The 17,758-nt window shown below is 46.7% G+C and carries 17 protein-coding genes; 6 read left to right on the top strand and 11 right to left on the bottom strand.

All coding sequences use genetic code 11. The features are described 5' to 3' along the window. Nucleotides 1–57: 57 nt before the first annotated feature. From AC4E8D_RS05255 to AC4E8D_RS05225, 7 genes are all read right to left on the bottom strand, one after another. Complete coding sequence (locus tag AC4E8D_RS05255; RefSeq protein WP_036606256.1) at nt 58–927, bottom strand: carbohydrate ABC transporter permease; 870 nt, start codon at nt 925–927, stop codon at nt 58–60. A gap of 13 nt (nt 928–940) precedes the next feature. Then, the gene (locus tag AC4E8D_RS05250; RefSeq protein WP_260632600.1) at nt 941–1,858 is read right to left on the bottom strand and encodes an ABC transporter permease; all 918 of its coding nucleotides are present in this window, start codon (nt 1,856–1,858) and stop codon (nt 941–943) included. A 271-nt stretch (nt 1,859–2,129) separates the two neighbouring features. Next, nucleotides 2,130–3,194 carry a response regulator transcription factor gene (locus AC4E8D_RS05245; RefSeq protein ID WP_490205941.1) on the bottom strand — a complete coding sequence of 355 codons (1,065 nt, stop codon included), beginning with the start codon at nt 3,192–3,194 and terminating at the stop codon, nt 2,130–2,132. Next, nucleotides 3,191–5,008 (bottom strand): cache domain-containing sensor histidine kinase, encoded by a 1,818-nt coding sequence (locus AC4E8D_RS05240; RefSeq protein ID WP_490205940.1) that lies wholly within the window; start codon nt 5,006–5,008, stop codon nt 3,191–3,193. Before AC4E8D_RS05240 ends, AC4E8D_RS05245 begins: the two co-directional genes overlap by 4 nt. A gap of 186 nt (nt 5,009–5,194) precedes the next feature. Then, nucleotides 5,195–6,085, bottom strand: coding sequence for a hypothetical protein (locus AC4E8D_RS05235; protein ID WP_221818913.1), 891 nt, complete (start codon nt 6,083–6,085; stop codon nt 5,195–5,197). A 265-nt stretch (nt 6,086–6,350) separates the two neighbouring features. Next, complete coding sequence (locus AC4E8D_RS05230; protein ID WP_017690394.1) at nt 6,351–7,082, bottom strand: nuclease-related domain-containing protein; 732 nt, start codon at nt 7,080–7,082, stop codon at nt 6,351–6,353. Between the two features lie 278 nt (nt 7,083–7,360). Further along, complete coding sequence (locus AC4E8D_RS05225) at nt 7,361–8,254, bottom strand: NAD(P)-dependent oxidoreductase (protein ID WP_339307057.1); 894 nt, start codon at nt 8,252–8,254, stop codon at nt 7,361–7,363. 195 nt (nt 8,255–8,449) lie between these two features. Here AC4E8D_RS05225 and AC4E8D_RS05220 point away from each other — a divergent pair, with 195 nt between their 5' ends. Genes AC4E8D_RS05220 through AC4E8D_RS05210 form a run of 3 tightly spaced genes read left to right on the top strand, consistent with a single transcriptional unit; the run spans nt 8,450 to nt 12,205 of the window. Continuing rightward, the gene (locus AC4E8D_RS05220; RefSeq protein ID WP_490205939.1) at nt 8,450–9,571 is read left to right on the top strand and encodes a GerAB/ArcD/ProY family transporter; all 1,122 of its coding nucleotides are present in this window, start codon (nt 8,450–8,452) and stop codon (nt 9,569–9,571) included. Continuing rightward, nucleotides 9,543–11,045, top strand: coding sequence for a spore germination protein (locus tag AC4E8D_RS05215; protein WP_490205938.1), 1,503 nt, complete (start codon nt 9,543–9,545; stop codon nt 11,043–11,045). The genes AC4E8D_RS05220 and AC4E8D_RS05215 overlap by 29 nt, the downstream gene beginning before the upstream one ends. After that, entirely contained in the window at nt 11,042–12,205 is a 1,164-nt protein-coding gene (locus tag AC4E8D_RS05210) for a Ger(x)C family spore germination protein (RefSeq protein ID WP_490205937.1), read from the top strand. Before AC4E8D_RS05215 ends, AC4E8D_RS05210 begins: the two co-directional genes overlap by 4 nt. A gap of 86 nt (nt 12,206–12,291) precedes the next feature. Here the strand turns inward: AC4E8D_RS05210 and AC4E8D_RS05205 are convergent, their stop codons facing one another. Together AC4E8D_RS05205 and AC4E8D_RS05200 are read right to left on the bottom strand one after the other, a co-directional pair. Continuing rightward, a complete protein-coding gene (locus AC4E8D_RS05205) occupies nt 12,292–12,795 on the bottom strand; it encodes a hypothetical protein (RefSeq protein ID WP_490205936.1) in 504 nt (167 codons plus the stop codon). Beyond that, nucleotides 12,792–13,163 carry a hypothetical protein gene (locus tag AC4E8D_RS05200; RefSeq protein ID WP_339307050.1) on the bottom strand — a complete coding sequence of 124 codons (372 nt, stop codon included), beginning with the start codon at nt 13,161–13,163 and terminating at the stop codon, nt 12,792–12,794. The genes AC4E8D_RS05205 and AC4E8D_RS05200 overlap by 4 nt, the downstream gene beginning before the upstream one ends. A 98-nt stretch (nt 13,164–13,261) precedes the next feature. Here AC4E8D_RS05200 and AC4E8D_RS05195 point away from each other — a divergent pair, with 98 nt between their 5' ends. Together AC4E8D_RS05195 and AC4E8D_RS05190 are read left to right on the top strand one after the other, a co-directional pair. Further along, nucleotides 13,262–13,594 carry a hypothetical protein gene (locus tag AC4E8D_RS05195; RefSeq protein WP_445252491.1) on the top strand — a complete coding sequence of 111 codons (333 nt, stop codon included), beginning with the start codon at nt 13,262–13,264 and terminating at the stop codon, nt 13,592–13,594. A 141-nt stretch (nt 13,595–13,735) separates the two neighbouring features. Beyond that, nucleotides 13,736–14,272 carry a hypothetical protein gene (locus AC4E8D_RS05190; RefSeq protein WP_339307048.1) on the top strand — a complete coding sequence of 179 codons (537 nt, stop codon included), beginning with the start codon at nt 13,736–13,738 and terminating at the stop codon, nt 14,270–14,272. A 102-nt stretch (nt 14,273–14,374) separates the two neighbouring features. Here the strand turns inward: AC4E8D_RS05190 and AC4E8D_RS05185 are convergent, their stop codons facing one another. Further along, nucleotides 14,375–14,656: a hypothetical protein gene (locus tag AC4E8D_RS05185; RefSeq protein ID WP_339307046.1), complete on the bottom strand. Its 282-nt coding sequence runs from the start codon at nt 14,654–14,656 to the stop codon at nt 14,375–14,377. A 227-nt stretch (nt 14,657–14,883) separates the two neighbouring features. Next, nucleotides 14,884–16,182: a galactokinase gene (locus AC4E8D_RS05180; protein WP_339307044.1), complete on the bottom strand. Its 1,299-nt coding sequence runs from the start codon at nt 16,180–16,182 to the stop codon at nt 14,884–14,886. Nucleotides 16,183–16,458: 276 nt separating this feature from the next. Here AC4E8D_RS05180 and AC4E8D_RS05175 point away from each other — a divergent pair, with 276 nt between their 5' ends. Continuing rightward, entirely contained in the window at nt 16,459–17,715 is a 1,257-nt protein-coding gene (locus tag AC4E8D_RS05175; RefSeq protein ID WP_490205935.1) for an MFS transporter, read from the top strand. Nucleotides 17,716–17,758 lie beyond the last annotated feature (43 nt).

Genomic DNA, 17,758 nt, shown 5'->3' with positions numbered 1-17,758 from the left:
TAAGACCCTCTTTCTTTCCTGTAATATGAACCCATGCGGGTTAACCCACAGCCTGCTTTAACCTTTAATTGATCCGAGCATGACCCCTTTAACGAAGTACTTCTGCAAGAACGGATACACTGCCAAAATGGGTATGACCATCACAATGACAGCTGCTGCCCGGATGCCTTCCGGGGTCAGATTCGATATCATCGTTGGATCGGTAAAATCCTGTACATTCAGATTGGACATAATCATATTTTGGACGAGCACGGTCATGTTGTATTTGGACGTATCATTGATATAAATCATCACACTCATGAACGAATTCCAGTAACCCACGCCGTAAAAGAGAGCAATAGTCGCCAGCAAAGGTTTGGATAATGGCAATACGATTCGGAACAAAAGCCCCAGTTCACCACAACCATCGATGCGCGCAGCCTCGTCCACTTCCCCCGGCAGATTTTCAAAATAAGATCGCATAATCAGCATGTTGTAAGTGCTCACCAGGCCCGGTAGCCAAAGCGCGCCGTAACTGTTCACAAGACCGAGATTTTGCACGACCAAATACGTCGGGATGAGTCCACCGTTAAAAATCATCGTGAACACCATCGCCATCGTAAAGAAGCGCCGGTGATAAAAATGTCTACGTGACAGCGGATATGCCGCCATAATCGTCACCGCCATGCTGAGCCCTGTACCGATCAATGTGATCTCCACACTGTTCCAGAATGCATTCAGAATCGGCGTTCCCGTAATTAGGCTGTGATAGGAGAACCAAGTGAAATCGACGGGCCATAACCCCACTTGACCTGAAACAACCGCTCTCGCATCACTAAATGACAAGGCAACAATGTTCAGTAAGGGCAGGATACAGCTAACGGCAACCAATGACAACAATACATAATTGATTAGATAAAAGACTTTTTCTCCTTTGGTTTTTCTCATGCTGTTCTCCCTCCTACCACAAACCTTCGTTAAATCGACGTGCGATATAATTTGCACTAAAAATGAGGATAAATGCAACCAGTGATTCGAACAATCCCATCGCTGTTGTCAGGCTGAACTGTGCTCCCTGAAGACCGGTGCGGTAGATATAGGTACTGATTACATCCGCTATCTCATTGACATTGGAATTCTGAAGCATATACACCTGGTCGAATCCGACCTCCATCACCCGCCCCATCGATAGAATCAGCAGAAGAATAATGGTGGAGCGTATACCCGGAAGGGTGACATGCCAGATCTGACGCATTTTGCTGGCCCCATCCATCTGTGCAGCCTCGTATTGGCTCGGATCAATGGTCGTTAGTGCCGCGAGAAAAATGATGGCATTGAAGCCCATGTCCTTCCAGATCCCTGAGCCGACAAATACCGCAACCCACGAACCCTTGTTATACATGAACGGATAAGGTGCTCCCGTCCAGGCCTCGACCCAGCGGTTTACGATCCCATTTTCCAAAGAGAAAACCGTCATAATCATCATCGCAATGATGACCCAGGAAAAGAAGTGTGGCATATAGACCACCGTCTGCACCGTTCGCTTAAAGGCCATGTTTCGCACTTCATTCAGCATAATGGCCAGAATAATCGGAATGGGAAACCCGATAATGATGCTTAACAGACTGAGGAACAAGGTGTTGCGAATAATCTCCACCGTGCGCGGATCACTGAACAGCGTCTGAAAATGCTGAAAGCCCACCCATGGACTGTTCCACAGCCCATCATAGAAGTTGTAGTCCTTGAAGGCCATGACCAGCCCTCCGATGGGTGCATAACGAAAGGTAATGTAGAACATAATCACCGGAACAAACATCAAGATTAACGGTATATTCATCTTGAATCGTCGAAGCCGCTGCTGCCGAATCCGATGCTTCATTTCACTGTCCGGCGGTTGCAATCCAGACGGCGGACCTGCGGTCAGTTCGCCCTTCACATCCATCACTCCTCTCTGCTGTTGATATACTATAGTTGTATTTTAGATAAAAATGTAAGCGTAAACATTTGTTATTTAACGATTCTTTTCTAATTTTCTACGCAAAAATAACCCCACATGGTGGGGTTGTCCTTGGAAACGAACAGATATTAAAAGGTGGCTTCTCTTTAATTGTGACCCTGCAGCAGTTCAAGGGGGATTGCTATCGGGCACTTCACTTGGCTACTTGCTTGCGATATTCGCGGGGCGATACCCCCGTCATCTGTTTGAATACGGTTGTAAAATAACTGGAGTTATCGAACCCGGTCAGTTCCGCTATATCTGCCATGCTCTGCCGAGTGCTGTGCAGCAGCAGCTTCGCCTTATCAATTCGGCGCTTGCTGACATATTGGCTGAAGCCTTGTCCTGTTTCTTTTTTGAACAAATGGCTCAAATAGTTGGGTGTCACATGAACATGGGCAGCCACGGCCTGCAACGTACATGTGCTGGAATAGTTCATTTCAATATACTGTATAACTCGTGTAACGACATGATCCTGCTGTTCCTGAGTTAGCCGCATCAGCATATCCACCCACTCTTCACTCTTGCAACGGGCCCAAGTGATGACTTCAGGAAGGGTATGAATCCAGAGCAGTGGATCTGGGGCAGTGGAGTCCATACCACCGGATTCCTTAGGCTGAAGCTGTTGTACCAGTAAGTCCATCATGACCTTCATAAGCATATGAATCTCCGCTTTGCCTTGTGACAAGCTCATCCCGGACGCTTCTTCTAGCAACATCTCGATCCGATTCATTATTGATCCGAATTGATGGTGGAGCAGCAACGAAGTCAGTTCCTCTCGTAGTCTCTCGGTACGGTCCACTTGGCTGTATTGTTCCCTGCTTCGAATGTCGGACTGTTTTCGGCGATATCGTTCATGTGCCTTTTGTAACACCTGACATGCTTCATCGAGCGAGAACGGCTTTAACAAAAATTCAATTGCCCCATACCGGATGGCACGCTGTGCATATTCGAACTCACGATAACCTGTCAAAATGATAATCATAATGTCCAGTCCACTCTCGTGTATGCGTTCGGCCAAATCTAGACCATCCATCACAGGCATGTTGATATCCGTAATGATCAGATCAGGTGTGCAGCTGTGTACAGCCTGTATCGCTTCTTCTCCATCGGCCGCTTCCCCAACGACCTCCCACCCGAGGGGATTATTGCGAACCAGATGAATCAGACCCTGACGAAATAATGCTTCATCATCCACTACGAGCATACGTCCATTCAACAGAACCTACTCCTCTCAGTCACCTGAATTTCCCGGCATGAGTCCTCACCGATCTGATAAGGCAAACGAAGACGTACTAGCGTACCCTCTCCCACAGTCGACTCGATCTGTACACCGTAGGGTTCACCGTGAATCAACTCAATTCTTCGAAGTACACTCCGCATGCCAATGTGCTGACGTTCCTCATCTGCATGTGCCACTGGCGTCATAATGCGTTCAATGACCGATGCGTGCATGCCGCAGCCGTTATCTGAAATTTCAATGATGAGCAGATCCGGCTCTCCTTCATGCCCGTTTTGCCGCGAGCCACGAATCTCCAGATGGCGGTTGTTCCTTTTGTCCGAGAAGGCATGAACAAAAACATTCTCCACGATGGGCTGAAGCAACAGCCGGATCACCTGACAGCGAAACAATTCAGCAGGAACGGCAATTTCAATCGACAAGGCTTCCTGATACCGGACCTGCTGAATCTGCAGGTAGTGATCTATTTGCTTCATCTCATCCTGAACGGTCGTCAGTTGCTGCACGGGTTCCAGCGTATACTGCAGCATCTCGGACAAGGCAGTGACCAGGCGAGCCGATTTCTCATCACCAAGCATATAGAACTTCCAGAAAAACATGCTCAAGGTGTTATACAGAAAATGGGGATTCAGCTGGGCCTGAATAGCTTTGAGTTCAGCTTCTTTTTCACTGAGTTCGCGCTCGTACACTTCATGTATAAGCGTATCAATCCGGGAAGCCATTGCATTGAATCGTTCACCGATGAAACCGAGCTCATCCCGTGTCTCGATCCGAACCCGTGTATCGAACTGTCCATCACGCACTCTTTTCATCGCGTTGACTAGACTCGCAAGTGGACGCAACAGTCTGCCGCTAATTACGGTAATGATGAACCAGGAGCATAATATGCTGGCTAATGCAGAGAACACAGCAACTTTTACAATGATCTTTCCCTTGTTCTGAATCTGAGCGAGTGAGACCTTGCTGACCAGAGTGAAGCCCGCTTTGTCTGACGTTTGTTTCGTATACAATTGGGTTGTTCCCTGCTCGTCCCTGATCTCAGTCGCCCCCAGACTTAGCTCGGTGAGTGGTGGTGGATCTGCATCCTGATTATGAAAGGCATACAAAAGCTCGCCATCTGCGTCAAACAAGTAGACAGCCACTTCCTCATTCAGTCGCAGATCTTTGAGATACGATTCGAACAACGAGGTGTTAAACAGAATTAGCATTACGCCATAGGTCTCCAGATCAACAGACCGCATTAATCGTCCCGCCAGAATCCAATTGGATTGTTCCTCCTGCAAGAAAGCATCCGGCCCCAAACGATTCCAACCATATTCGCCGCCCGTTCCTTCCAGTCTATGAACCATCTCTGCCAGATAGGAAGGATCCATCTGTTGAAATGAGCCGGCAAAGGCACCGAGATTAAATATGTTTTCCTTCAGGTCATATATGCGGAGCCCCATAATCTCCGGTGCATCCAGCCTTACCTGATACAACTGATCATCCAGTTCATCTTCCAGCTTCATCTGATCATAGGACGAGATGCCAGAGGTCTGTGCTTTGATGGCATCTTTTACGGAGGGATTCAGTGTGATATAATCGGTGACTTTATACATGTCGTGTACCCTGGAATCCAGACGTGCAAGAATCTGCTCTGCGGTAAGACTATACTGGCGACTGACCTCTTCATTGAACAGGTCGATATGGATGCGATAGGTGATCAACCCTGTGATTCCGGAGATTAAGACCGTTGCGGTAGATAAAAACAAGATTAGCTTCGTTTTAAATTTAAAGCGTTTACAAAATTTCATCCACCACATCTTTCACACACCTCACCTATATTCCGGACATGTCTTACTCCTAAAAACATATCATACACCTATTGGAAAAAACCAGAAAAACCCTGACCCCGCTTCAATCGGTAGTCAGAGTTTGAAGGCATGTGATCCAGACTTGTTACCCGGATGATCCAAATTTATCTCTGAATCACGGCATTTTTATTCCCCGTAAATCTCTTTGATCCGTTCTTCCTCATTCGTAGACAACAGAACATTAAGCAACCCCATGGCATTATTGGCATCGGTTCTCGTCGTCTTGTACATCTCGGCAAACGCCGCTTCATCCTGCTCCGGGTCCATCGCAGCAAGCTTGCCCCACGACGTGCGGGCTTTGTCGTATAACGTACTCAACGTAATGTCACGCGGATGCTGTGCGACAGGCGCCATGGATTCAAATTTCGCGGTAATGCTGAAAAAATCTTTGGAGTCCTGGAACGATGTACTGCTGTAGTCCTTATTTTTCATCGCATCTTCGGTAATCAGCAGGCCTTCACGCGCGATAAACAGTGTTTTCACCATGGCACGCTCCAGATTGGTTGCTTCTTCCCAAGTTATATAAGATTCGTCAGGTGCTTGTACGGTTGTAAAAAAAGGAAAGGCATCATCAATCAACTGCTGCGAATCAGAGTGAATTGGCACCCCTGCATTCATGTCTACAACGGCATCGCTGTAGTTGGCTACATTAATATTTTTGGAACCTTCCTCACTGACCCGACGCACCGGATGATCCGTAAGCGGGATACGGATATAACCGAGTTTATCGGCATACTGCTGCTTCAACTCTTCCAGTGTGGAGTCCTTTCCAATCTTGCCGTCGTCGGCTGAAGAAGATTCTTTTGCGGCTGAACCTGTCTCCTCACTCCCATTCGAACCGGTTGCTGCAGTTTCTGTTACGGCAGCATTCGAGCTGCTTGTTTCTGATGAAGCAACTTCTGTACCGGAAGCAGACTCCGGCGATGACGTCTCTTTCGCTCCGCCACCACAAGCTGTCAGAATCGCTGCCAAACCAAGCATAACTGTAAACGTCTTTATCGTATAATTCCATTTCATCGTATAATCTTCCCCTATCCTATGTATATTCCTGAGAGCCATTAACCTCTGCTCCAAGACTTGAACACTCTCTTACAAAAATATCCTTTCATATAACATGCTTGATTCACACAATTGGACATGGTCTACATTCTATCATAAGTTAAAAATCGGTTGTATACGACGATATACCTGTGTCTAAAGCCTTTTACTACTCGCACATTAACTACCACCGCAACACAAAAACACTGCCGCCCGTATGGACAACAGTGTTCGTGAAGCGTAATTATTTGATCCCTTTAGCCTTCTCCATATGCTCTGACCGAATCTGAGGATCGGTGGAATTGACCGATGATAACAGAGCGTAGATCGCCTGGATATCCTTCTCTTGAAATACGGTTTCGGGAACCTCTGTCTCAAGTCGTTCTGTCTTGCGCTGAATCGTTTCCACCAATTCATGATCGTAGATGATCAGTTCATCTGAATTCACATATCTCACAGCAGGATCAACACTGATGCGGCAACGGTTGGTGAAGGTCACCATGGAGACAAGACGTACTCTTTTGTAGTCTCCGAGGTGTGCATGGATGGCTTCCACATGTGCACGATGCTGCATAAGTGGATTGTACATTTTGACCCGACTGCTGCTGACCGACCAATTGGCCTCTCTTCTTCCGCCGCGAATCTCACCTGTCGTCAGATTTCGGGTTTCGATCACAAAGATTGCCCGAGGCCCGATCACGACATGATCAATCTGCGAATAACCGGAGCGTGACTTCGGATTGGTAACGAGCAGGTCGTTCAGCACTTTATATTGACTTGGAAGACCGATCAGCTGATCTGCTGTACTAGGTTCCTCCGGCTGGCGTGTCCAATCCCCTTCCGCCTTTTTCTTGCGCTTACTACGGACCATACGCGGGGGAATGGTTGTCGTCGATGGTAACGCTGAAGCGGAGGCTGTAATCTGGTTCGCAAGCTCTGGTTGTGTCTTGAACAGAGACAGGATTTTCTTGAACATGGGCAAGCTCCGTTCTATTATAGTGTGGGTTACGGGTGACCATTACAGGAGGAATAACATCCTTTGACACATTCATTATGTAAACTTCTATTACTTATGTCGGATAAAGCGGGGTAAAAATAAAGGGAAAACGATCAAAATCTCTCCAATACGCAAAGTACATATGAACATTTAACCAATTCTGTGACTTTAGACGCATAACCAAGTTGCAAAATTGAAAAAAAACAGCGCAATCTTTTCTGAATCGAAAAAGTATTACGCTGTTGTTCTCTTGGATGTTAAGCCTGAAGATAATAGGTGTAGAGTACCTGTGTACCTTTCTCATCCAGACCATTATTCGCTATTTCCTGATACAGGGATTCGGCCAGAGCCAGCCCGGGCGTTTTCATACCCATCGCTTTTGCAGACTCCAGTGCAATTCCCATGTCTTTGATAAAATGTTTCACATAGAATCCAGGCTCATAATCGCCTGCGATCATGCGCGGACCGAGATTGCTGAGCGACCAGCTTCCGGCTGCACCGGTAGCAATGCTCTTCAGCACGGTCTCCGCGTCCAGACCAGACGTCTTGGCATAGGCAAGTGCTTCGCATACGCCCATCATGCCAGAGGCAATGGCAATCTGGTTGCACATTTTGGTATGCTGCCCTGCTCCCGCCTTGCCTTGCAGCACAATGTTGGTGCCCATCTGCTCAAACAACGGACGAACGGCTTCAAAGGCCTCCGAACTACCCCCAACCATAATGGACAGCTTCGCATTCTGCGCTCCGATATCACCGCCCGACACAGGTGCGTCCAGTGCATGCAGTCCTTTGGCTTCCGCAGCTTCAAAGATTCGTGCAGCCAGTAACGGACTGGAGGTCGTCATATCAATTAGATACGAACCCGGTTTGGCATTGGCTACGAGCCCATCCTCACCGAGATAAATCTCCTCTACATCCTTCGGATACCCCACCATTGTGATGATTACATCACACGCAGCAGCCAGTTTGCCTGGTGTGTCATGCCATACGGCACCTTCCTTCACCAATGCTTCCGCTTTGGCAGCAGTTCGCGTGTACACATGCAGCGGATACCCTGCTCTCTGGATGTGCCCAGCCATGCTTTTACCCATCACGCCTGTACCAATAAAGCCAACTTTTGTCTCTCCAGGTGTCTTAGTCGTTATTGTCATCGTAGGTTTCCTCCCTATTTCTCTATGCCTCGCTCAGTGCTTGTCTTCGACATTGCTATATCTGTATGTTAAAGCTTTCTGCTGAGTCCGTCCATATCGCTTGCAGCTTTCTGTGAAAAAATCTGAAAAAGGAATCAACTTCCTGTATGCTGTACAACCTAACGGAAACTTCCTTCATTGGAAAGGAGGATTCGCATGAGTCGTGAAAAAGGTCAGATTACCATCTGGTTGTCCTTTTCCATCATTTTATTAAGTGCCGGATTGGTCTGCCATGTCTTGTCCATTCCAGGAATTCTCGAAGCAGCAGGCAGGGATGGATGGTTGTCTGTCGTGGCGGCAGGACCTTTTTTCATGTTGTTTCTATGTATGATGTATATCATCATTCGGCGAGTACGTGGACAGCGATTAACAGATTGGATTACGCGAGAATTCGGTGCGGTCCCTTCCTGGATCTTCCGAATCTCCGCTTCCATTCTGCTGTTCACGCTTGGCACACATACGTTGTATGAGACAACCAACTGGACCGTATCCACGTATCTTCAATTCACACCTCCCTATGTTCTGGCAGGTGGCGGAGCACTGGTTGCTGCGTGGGCAGCGGCTAAAGGCATACGCTCCATCGCGATGACTTCCAGTCTGCTGCTGCCCTTTGTCATTTTGCTAGGTTATTTTGTAATGTCCGCCAATATGAAATACAAAGACTACAGTCTATTGTTCCCGATTATGGAGAACGGTATGGGTCCCGTGTGGCGGGGCATGATCTACTCTCTTGCCGGGCTTATGGAAATCTGGATTCTTATGTTGTTCCAACATGAAGTCAAAGGCAAAATTCGTTGGTGGCACGTTCTGATCCTTGGCGTGTTTATGCTCAGTATGGCGATCGGACCAACCATCGGAGCCATCGTGGAATTTGGTCCCGAAGAAGCAGCCAAACAACGAAACAGTCCCTATGAGCAATGGAAACTTGTGAATATCGGCAAACTTTTGCAACACGTTGATTTTCTGTCCATCTATCAGTGGCTTAGTGGTTCCTTCGCAAGGGTCGCTATATCCATGTATCTCATCGTGGATCTGCTGAATTTCCGCAGACCGAAGAAACGATATATCGCGATTCTCACCATCACCGTCATCATGAGCTTAATGGCGATGCAATGGTGGCGCATTGATTACGTCGACTATTACGTGGATCATATTCAGTTCCCGGTCATGCTGGCCTATGTCTCAATCGTTACCGTGATATTAACCATTGCTGCATTAATCCACAAAAAGGACAAGGAGGCTCCCGAACGTGCCGATCTCAGCCCAGCCCAAGAATAATCGTGAAGTTGAACCGTTCCGAATGAACGAGCATAACCTGAATACCTTTTTTGCCGGATCTGATGATGTCATCATCAATAGTCATATGTTCGGAGAACCTCCGATGCAACTCCTTATGACCTATTGCAGCGGTATGGTGGATAGTGAAGCGATCTACGATATTATTCTTCCGGAACTCAAACGAACATATGAAAATACACACTTTATCCGTACATCAGACATTGAAAAGTGCATCAGCCTGGATTGGACCCGAATGGATCTGCAAGATCCGGCATTTGGAACTGAACTGATGTCTCTCCGTGTATTTGAAGGCCATATGTTGATCTGTATTCCTTCCCTTCAAGCCATGTGGAGTATTGATATTTCCAACATCCCCACTCGAACGCCGGAGGAATCGACCACCGAGGTTTCGATTCGCGGAGCGAGAGACGGATTCATTGAACCCCTTGCCGTCAATGTTGCTCTGATACGTACACGTCTGCGTACGAACCAGCTGGCCTGTAATATCGAACTGATCGGTTCACGTTCTGCAACCAAGGTAGCCCTGATGTATATCAAGAATATCGCGAACCCGGAGCTAATCGAAGACGTCCAGGATCGGTTGCGTAAGATTGAGACCGAACGCATCTTGACCGCCAATGAACTGGAAGAATTGCTGTCCCCTTCGAAGATTACTTTGTTTCCCGTCACCCATTATACGGGCAGGCCTGACTTTGCTGCAGAATGTCTCCTGAACGGACGTTTTATCCTCATTGTCGACGGTAATCCCAGCGCTATTATTGGGCCAGTCAATCTGTTTCTTTTGCTCAAATCACCGGAGGATGCCAGCTTTCCCTTCTTGGCTGTGAACGTAGGACGGATGCTGCGCTTTCTTGGCCTGATGATCACCGTGTTCCTGCCCGGATTCTATATTGCGCTGACATCCTTTCATATGGATCAGATCCCCTTTCCTCTAGTCGCGACGATCTCGGTTGGACGCATGGGACTTCCGATGGAATCGGGAATGGAGATGTTTCTCATTATGCTGCTGATGGAGCTGTTCCGTGAGGCAGGGGTACGTTTGCCAAGTGCCATCGGCCAGACATTAACTGTCGTTGGAGGTCTGATTATCGGAGATTCCGCCATTCGAGCCGGCATGGTCTCTCCCCTCATGATTGTCATCATCGCAGTTACCGTCGTAGCTGGAGCAACCATTGTGAATCAGGTCATGACCAGTTCTGTGCTGATCCTGCGGTTCCTTTGTTTTGTCTTGGGAGCTTCCCTCGGCATCTATGGGTTCATCCTGTCGTTGATTATGTTCCTCATCTACCTGACCGATCTCAAATCATTTGGCATTCCATATCTCACGCCGTTAACACCCCTTCATTTCAAACAAGCAATAGCTTCATTATTCAAACTGCCAAAGGGGTTAGGGAAACGAAGACCCGTCTATCTTGAGACTCAAGAACCGCGCAAGAAAGGAAACGGACGATGAAACACTTGTTACAGCGATGTTTGCTGGGTCTGTTAAGCCTATCGATGTGTGTGATGACGAGTGGGTGCTGGAGTGCCTTTGAGATTCAACAGGTAGACTACGCCAAAGCATTTGGGATTGATTATAAGGACGGCATGTATCATCTGTATGTACAAACAATGGATTTTGCCAGTGTCGCCAAAAGTGAAAGTTCAACCAAAAGTGCAGATACACCGCCTGTATGGGTCGGACATGCCGAGGGGAAAACCATGAGTCTAGCGCTGAACGAACTGTTCCGTACGGCTCAATTACACATGGCTTGGGGGCATGTGACAGCTATCGTTATGGCCGAAGGTGTGCTGACCAGCAAACATATCAAAGAAGTGTTCGACATGCTGGGACGATTTCCAGAATCCCGTTATACAACTTGGGTATATGGAACACGAGCGCCTCTGGAGAAAATCCTGAGTGCAACGTCCATCTATAATATGTCGCCACTGGACAGCATTCTTCACAATCCACTCCCCACGTACATGGAAGAATCGTTGTACCCGCCTGTGCTTAGCTTTAAGCTCATAGCAACACATAATGATCCCGCTACCACGACGTATCTGCCGAGTCTTGCCTTGAACGATACCCAGTGGGCTGAGAATGAGAAGAAACATGATTTGTTTCTGGTGGAAGGGGCCTTTTTCGAGAAGACTGGCTATGACTTTGAATACTTTCCACGCAGTCAGCTTCCCGGTTATCACTGGTTAATCAAGGACATGCGGCGTGCTCCCTTGCTTGTGCAGAAGGATGGAACGATCTATGGGGCACTCAGTGTAGGATTGCCAAAGATCAAAATTAAACCTGTCATTCAGGGTGAAGACGTTACGTTCAACATTGACGCCCACTACCTCACCGCCCTGTACGAATACCTGGTGCCCACCTCTTATGAAGAGATGATCCAGATTAGTGAAGTGAAGTTGCGGGAGCAGATCATGCAGACCTATCGTCACGGCCTTGAGCGTGGTGTGGATATTTACGGTCTTCAGGAGAAGCTGTATCGCAAAAATCCGAAACTCTGGCGTAAGTTATCAAACAACGGGAGCAAGATGATGCTTACGGAAGACTCGATTAAGGATCTGAAAATCCACCTCACGATTCCATATACAGGGAAATATAAACGGAAAGTGTAGCAAGAATGTGAAACACCCCTTTGCCCGTTCGGTACGACGGATAAGGGGTATTTGTGTATATGGATGTCGATCGTTTGCAATTCGAATCATGCGGATCTATGACTGCGAAGTTTCCATTCCATAATCCATCCTGTCAATATGGAGAAAGACAGGCCGAACAGCAGGATCGAAACATTGTAAAACAAGGTGTTCGTGTATTGGTTCAGCCAACCAAAACGGTATACTGCCGAATTCGGATCATTCGTAAATCCATTGAGTTGCATGCGCAAGTCATCGATGATACGTAACTCCAGAAAGACTGACAACACACACAGTAGGAGAGCAACCAGTGGTATGAAAGCATGCGCCCTTCCTCCCCAGCTCTGACGCTGATCATATAACCACCATTTGGACAAAGTTGTCGTCCAGATACATAGAATGAGAAAGGTCAGAAGAGATGGAAATAACACCAACAGCCCTAGATTCCCGTTACCAGATACGCCTCTACCGGGCTCATGCTGGAAGGTTAATCCACGTACAGCGCCGATCATAAGAACATTCCAGGTCAGGAAGATGAAGTATGGCTTGTTGATTCTTTTGATGCGACTCATATTTGCTTCCCCCTAATATAATGCATTACCCGCAACCGAGTAGTCAGAATTAAGGTCTGAGGAATGAGCACAAAGACAATATACATAAGTACAATTAACCATAGATGTGCGGCAAAATGTTCTGCACCAAACGTTAGTTTCGGACGCTCTATGTAATACCACCAGCATGGGATGGCAATAAACCATGTCAATCCAGTCGAGAGGAACAAGTCTTTCACATCGCTCCACAGGAAGCAGAACAGCGCGACGAACAAGATGGGCATAATCCATGAATCCAATATTGGCCCCCAGCTCTGAAAGGCAAAGATAATGGCAGGATACAGAAGGTTGATGGTCCAGCGCCAGATGTTATTAGTATAAAGATTCATTAACTTCTCACCTCATTACATACCGTTGCAAATGTACTAGCAGAAAAATTAGAATAAAAGTGTCGTTAGAGTTTATCACCAAAAAGGAGAATTAAAGCTTGATGAAAACAAAACTTATGGCTCTATTCTTACTTGTTTTTACACTTTCAATAGGAGGATGTTCTAGCCTTTCCACATCAGATAAGCAAAACATTCTTGAAAAAGCTACACCCGTCAGCATCCAATACATTAAGAAGTATTACGACGCAGACTTTGTCATCACGAGTCATGATATTGACGACCGTTCAGTCCATTCCCGCTTGTACCTGTATGGTCATGTAACAGGTCACGAAGATGAGCACATTACCGTTTCGTATAACTATGGCACACAGGAAGTCATCAGTGTGGAAGGACCGGGTTGGTTCATCGATAGCCGCAATCCAAAAAAATAAGATCCGGCTAAACTGCAATAATACATACAGTTAGCTCGTTATTTGCCTTTGTTATCATGGGAAAGAAATGAACAGATGAAGCATGATTTTGGATATTATAGCTCATACTACCTTCAGGAAAATTATCGAAGGAGTGACAGCATGAGGTTAAAAAGTATCATCGCCGTTGGAGCCGTGTTAACTTGCTCAACTTTGTTATGGGGATGTGGTAACGGCACTGCGAATAATGCATCCCAGCAGCAAAATGACACTATTCGGTCGGAAAGTTGGAACGATCCCCAACGACTGGAAGCTTCCCACCTTGAGGCGCTTGAACGTATGGAGAAAGATCATATTCACCGGATGGTTTCGCTTAGCGCAAGTATAGATGGAGACAAAGTGATGACTACGCTTGAACGGTCGAGCCAAAAGTTGGAGGAAATGAGACCCCTCGCTGAAATGCTCCAGCACGAAGGGCATCCCGCATTATTACAGCGAATCCAGGAGATGTCCGGTGATATCCAAGGTTCCAAATCCGTCATTGCTGAGATGAAAACTTTGCCTCAGGACGGTAAAATTAAGATTCAGTCCGAGAATTCCGATTCCTTGCATCACATCAGCAGCTTCCGCGATTACCACCAGTATATTCAGGGACAAGTGCAATCTTTAGACGGTAAATCTACGCAAATGTCCCACTAACCCTAAAGATAGTTCAGAGAATCGTTACAGTCGGAATACGATAATCCGATGGTTAACGGTTCTTTTTATTAACTTCATAATGTATCTCTCTTCGCTACAGATTCATTCCACCCACAACGACACCCAGATGAACACGCTAAATAACAAGACCGGCGTAAGTGCACCTGTGGCTAGGATGATCCAAAGTGTCGCGGGCTTGATCCTTTGGCAGTATGCATCGACCTTGCGCATCCGATCTTTCCGCCACTTGGCGAACCTGAGCTGTCTGATCATTCGATTCAGAACTTTTTGCCGCTGCTCGCCCTCTTCGAATTCATCGATCGCACGCCGCAACTCCTCGTATAATTGAGCCTCTTCCTGACCAGCCACTGTAGGTGTAATCATCTGATCCTTCCTCCCATGAGTACATTATTGAGATACAGCCTTTCGCCTAATCGAACCATCATTAGTACGCCTGTATTCTAGTCACTACCAACCTAACTAAACCACTACTTAAATAACACAGCAAGGACCTTCAAAGTTTGGAGTTTATCAAAAAATGAAAAACCCAAAAAGCCCGGGCATGGCCCGGACTTCGTTGAATCATATTGAACTATTTATCTAAGTGCTTTTTAGCCCGCGTTAGCGATCAAAGCATTCAGACATACTGCGCCTTGTGCACGTACATTAACGACGATAATCGGCGTATCCAACATGTCGTGCATCCATGACATATACTCTTCTACTTTTTCGTTTGGAAGGATCGTCAGAATAACCCCTGCGAATCCTCCACCATGAATACGACAAGCGCCGTCACCCAGGTTTTGCAGATAATTCTCGGTCAGTGCCAGCGCGATGCCAATCTCTTGTTCCTTCACAGCACCACTCTGATATACATTCTGCAACCACTTCCATGACGAGTTACCAGACGCCGTAATCAGTTTCAAGAAATCAGCAAAACGTCCATCACGCAACGCCTGAACCTGACCATCGACACGATTGTTTTCCTCCAGAAAATGAAGTGCACGCAGCACGGCACGATCCCCAGCAGCTTCACGAACCTTCTTGAGGTTGGCATAGATGGCGTCTGCAGTAATTTCCCGAACATACTCACTGCCCAGTGCCTGAGCAACCGCTCTCATCTCATATGGCACAGCAGCGTAATCTTCTGTCAGATCAGCGTGGTTACCGCCCGTATTCACAATGACCAATGAGTAGCCGTTTTGTTGGAAATCCCACTGAACAGGTTCAATGACAGGCTGTGCGGGATTTTCAAAATCAATAGCAATGAGTCCGCCGTACGCACAAGCCATCTGATCCAACAGACCGGAAGGTTTGTTCCAATAGTGATTCTCCGCATACTGACCGATCTTGGCCAAGGTCACAACATCCAATGCTCCATCGTTATAGAAATGATTCAAAATCGTACAGATCAGCATCTCAAATGACGCCGAGGAACTCACCCCTGATGCCGAAAACACGTTACTCGAGAGATACGCCTGGAAGCCGCCTACCTTATATCCGAATTCTCCAAATCCCGCAGCCATACCGCGAATCAATGCTGTTGTGCCATCGTCTTCCGTATTTGGCGTGAGGTCCGTGAGATCGATTACATATTTCTTGTCATAACCTTCTGAATAAAAGGTAATAACCGAATCCGCAGTTGGTGCTGCCACTGCAATCGTATCCAGCGTAATGCTGCCCGCCAGCACTTTACCATGGTTATGATCCGTATGATTGCCGCCAATCTCGCTGCGTCCTGCTGCGCTGAACAACTTGCTTCCCTCTTGCGGGCCGAAGTACTCTTCAAACGTTGCGTTCAGCTTTGTGTAACGTGCAGTCTGTTCCTCTACTTGTGATTGTCCATACATTTGGGCAAGCAACGCTTGGCCCTCCGTGGATTGGATCAGATTCAATGGTTGTGTCGTCATTAATAATCCTCCTATGGATATGCAGCTTTTATTTTTAGACTGTTGGTGAACATGGTTGTTGTGTCTGTTTCATGCCTTATTCCTCTCCCATTATCTCAGCTTCGTAGCGGAAAAGGTAGGGTAGAATTGAAAGTTTGTAAGCGTTTTGTGAAGTTATTTGTTGTAAAAATAGGATTGAAAACCATTTTAGAATAACTTAAATTTGGTTTATGTGAAAACACATTATTTTCCAACCTCAAAGTTGCTATGCTTAACATCTTATTGATGGAGGGAACGATGAAAATCAAGTCGAATTATACCAAGTTATTTGGTGCATTTTCGCTTACATTTTTGGGTGATGGACTTACACTTGCTGCGGTTCCTTGGCTCATATCAACCCTTACAAGCGATACGCTGTATGCTTCTGTCATCATGACGGCACTTCGTTTACCCTGGCTACTCTTCAGTCTGCCCGTGGGTGTTCTCATCGACCGATACTCACGCAAACATATGCTGATTGGGGCAGGTTTTACGCGAATGATTCTTCTGCTTGTCCTGACGTTATGTATCTGGGGAGGATGGGTGAGCATTCCGATTCTGGCTCTGTTCATGTTTGGGATTGGCCTGAGCCGAGTTGTATTCGACAGTACGGTGCAGACGGTAATCCCACAACTGGTAGATCAAAGTAAATTGGAGAAAGCGAATGGGCAGTTCACCGCTGGACAGTTAATCACAAGTGATATTCTGGGCGTTGCCCTGGGAGGGTTCATTATCACCCTGCATATTGTTTTTCCTTTTGCCATAGACGCTGTAACAGCTGTTATTGCTCTGCTCTTTTTGATCAGTTTGAAGGGAAACTTCTACCCAGGGGATACGGAAACAACCAAGAAGGAAGTTCGCCCGATGAAGAATTGGAAACGCGAGATGTGGTCCGGTATTCGATATGTCTATCATGATCGTTTTCTCCGCGGACTAGCCATTCTGTCTGTCACCATTACGCTGATGTATTCGATCATTCTGGCTACTCAGATTTTCTTTGTACGAGATGTGCTTCAGTTGGATGCTTTTGCATTTGGTATTCTCATCTCCATTGCAACAATCGGCAGCATTGTAGGGAGCCAGGCTGTTGCTTATATGCGTAAGAAATGGAGTACAAAACAATTGATTATTTCCTCCATTTTGTGCATGGGAATCATCTACGGTGTGGTGGGTCTAACTACAAATGCGTATATGGTAGGTAGTCTGTACTTCTGTGCTGCATTTTTCATCATTGTCTACAATGTTACCCGTTCCTCCATCCTGCAACGTTCCGTTCCTAATGAGATGCTTGGCAGGGTCGGAAGTGTGTTTCGCTTTTTGTCCTTTGGCATTAGTGCCATCGGTACGCTTCTTGGCGGGTTATTGGTGCGAGTTAGTGAAACGACTTTTGATCGCGTATTCTCGCTACAACTCCCTTATCTCTTGTTAAGCCTGATCTATATCCTGTCTGCTCTGATATTCGCGATGAAGATGAAGAATCATTCTGAGAGCCAGCAGCGTGACATCAACGCTTGACTGTTACGTTAGGTCATACTTGATAATGATCTCAAGCTTACAT

The sequence above is a fragment of the Paenibacillus sp. SRL342 genome (assembly GCF_984798905.1).
Note: the sequence above shows the minus strand (reverse complement) of the source record. Positions and strands in the feature narration are given on the sequence as shown.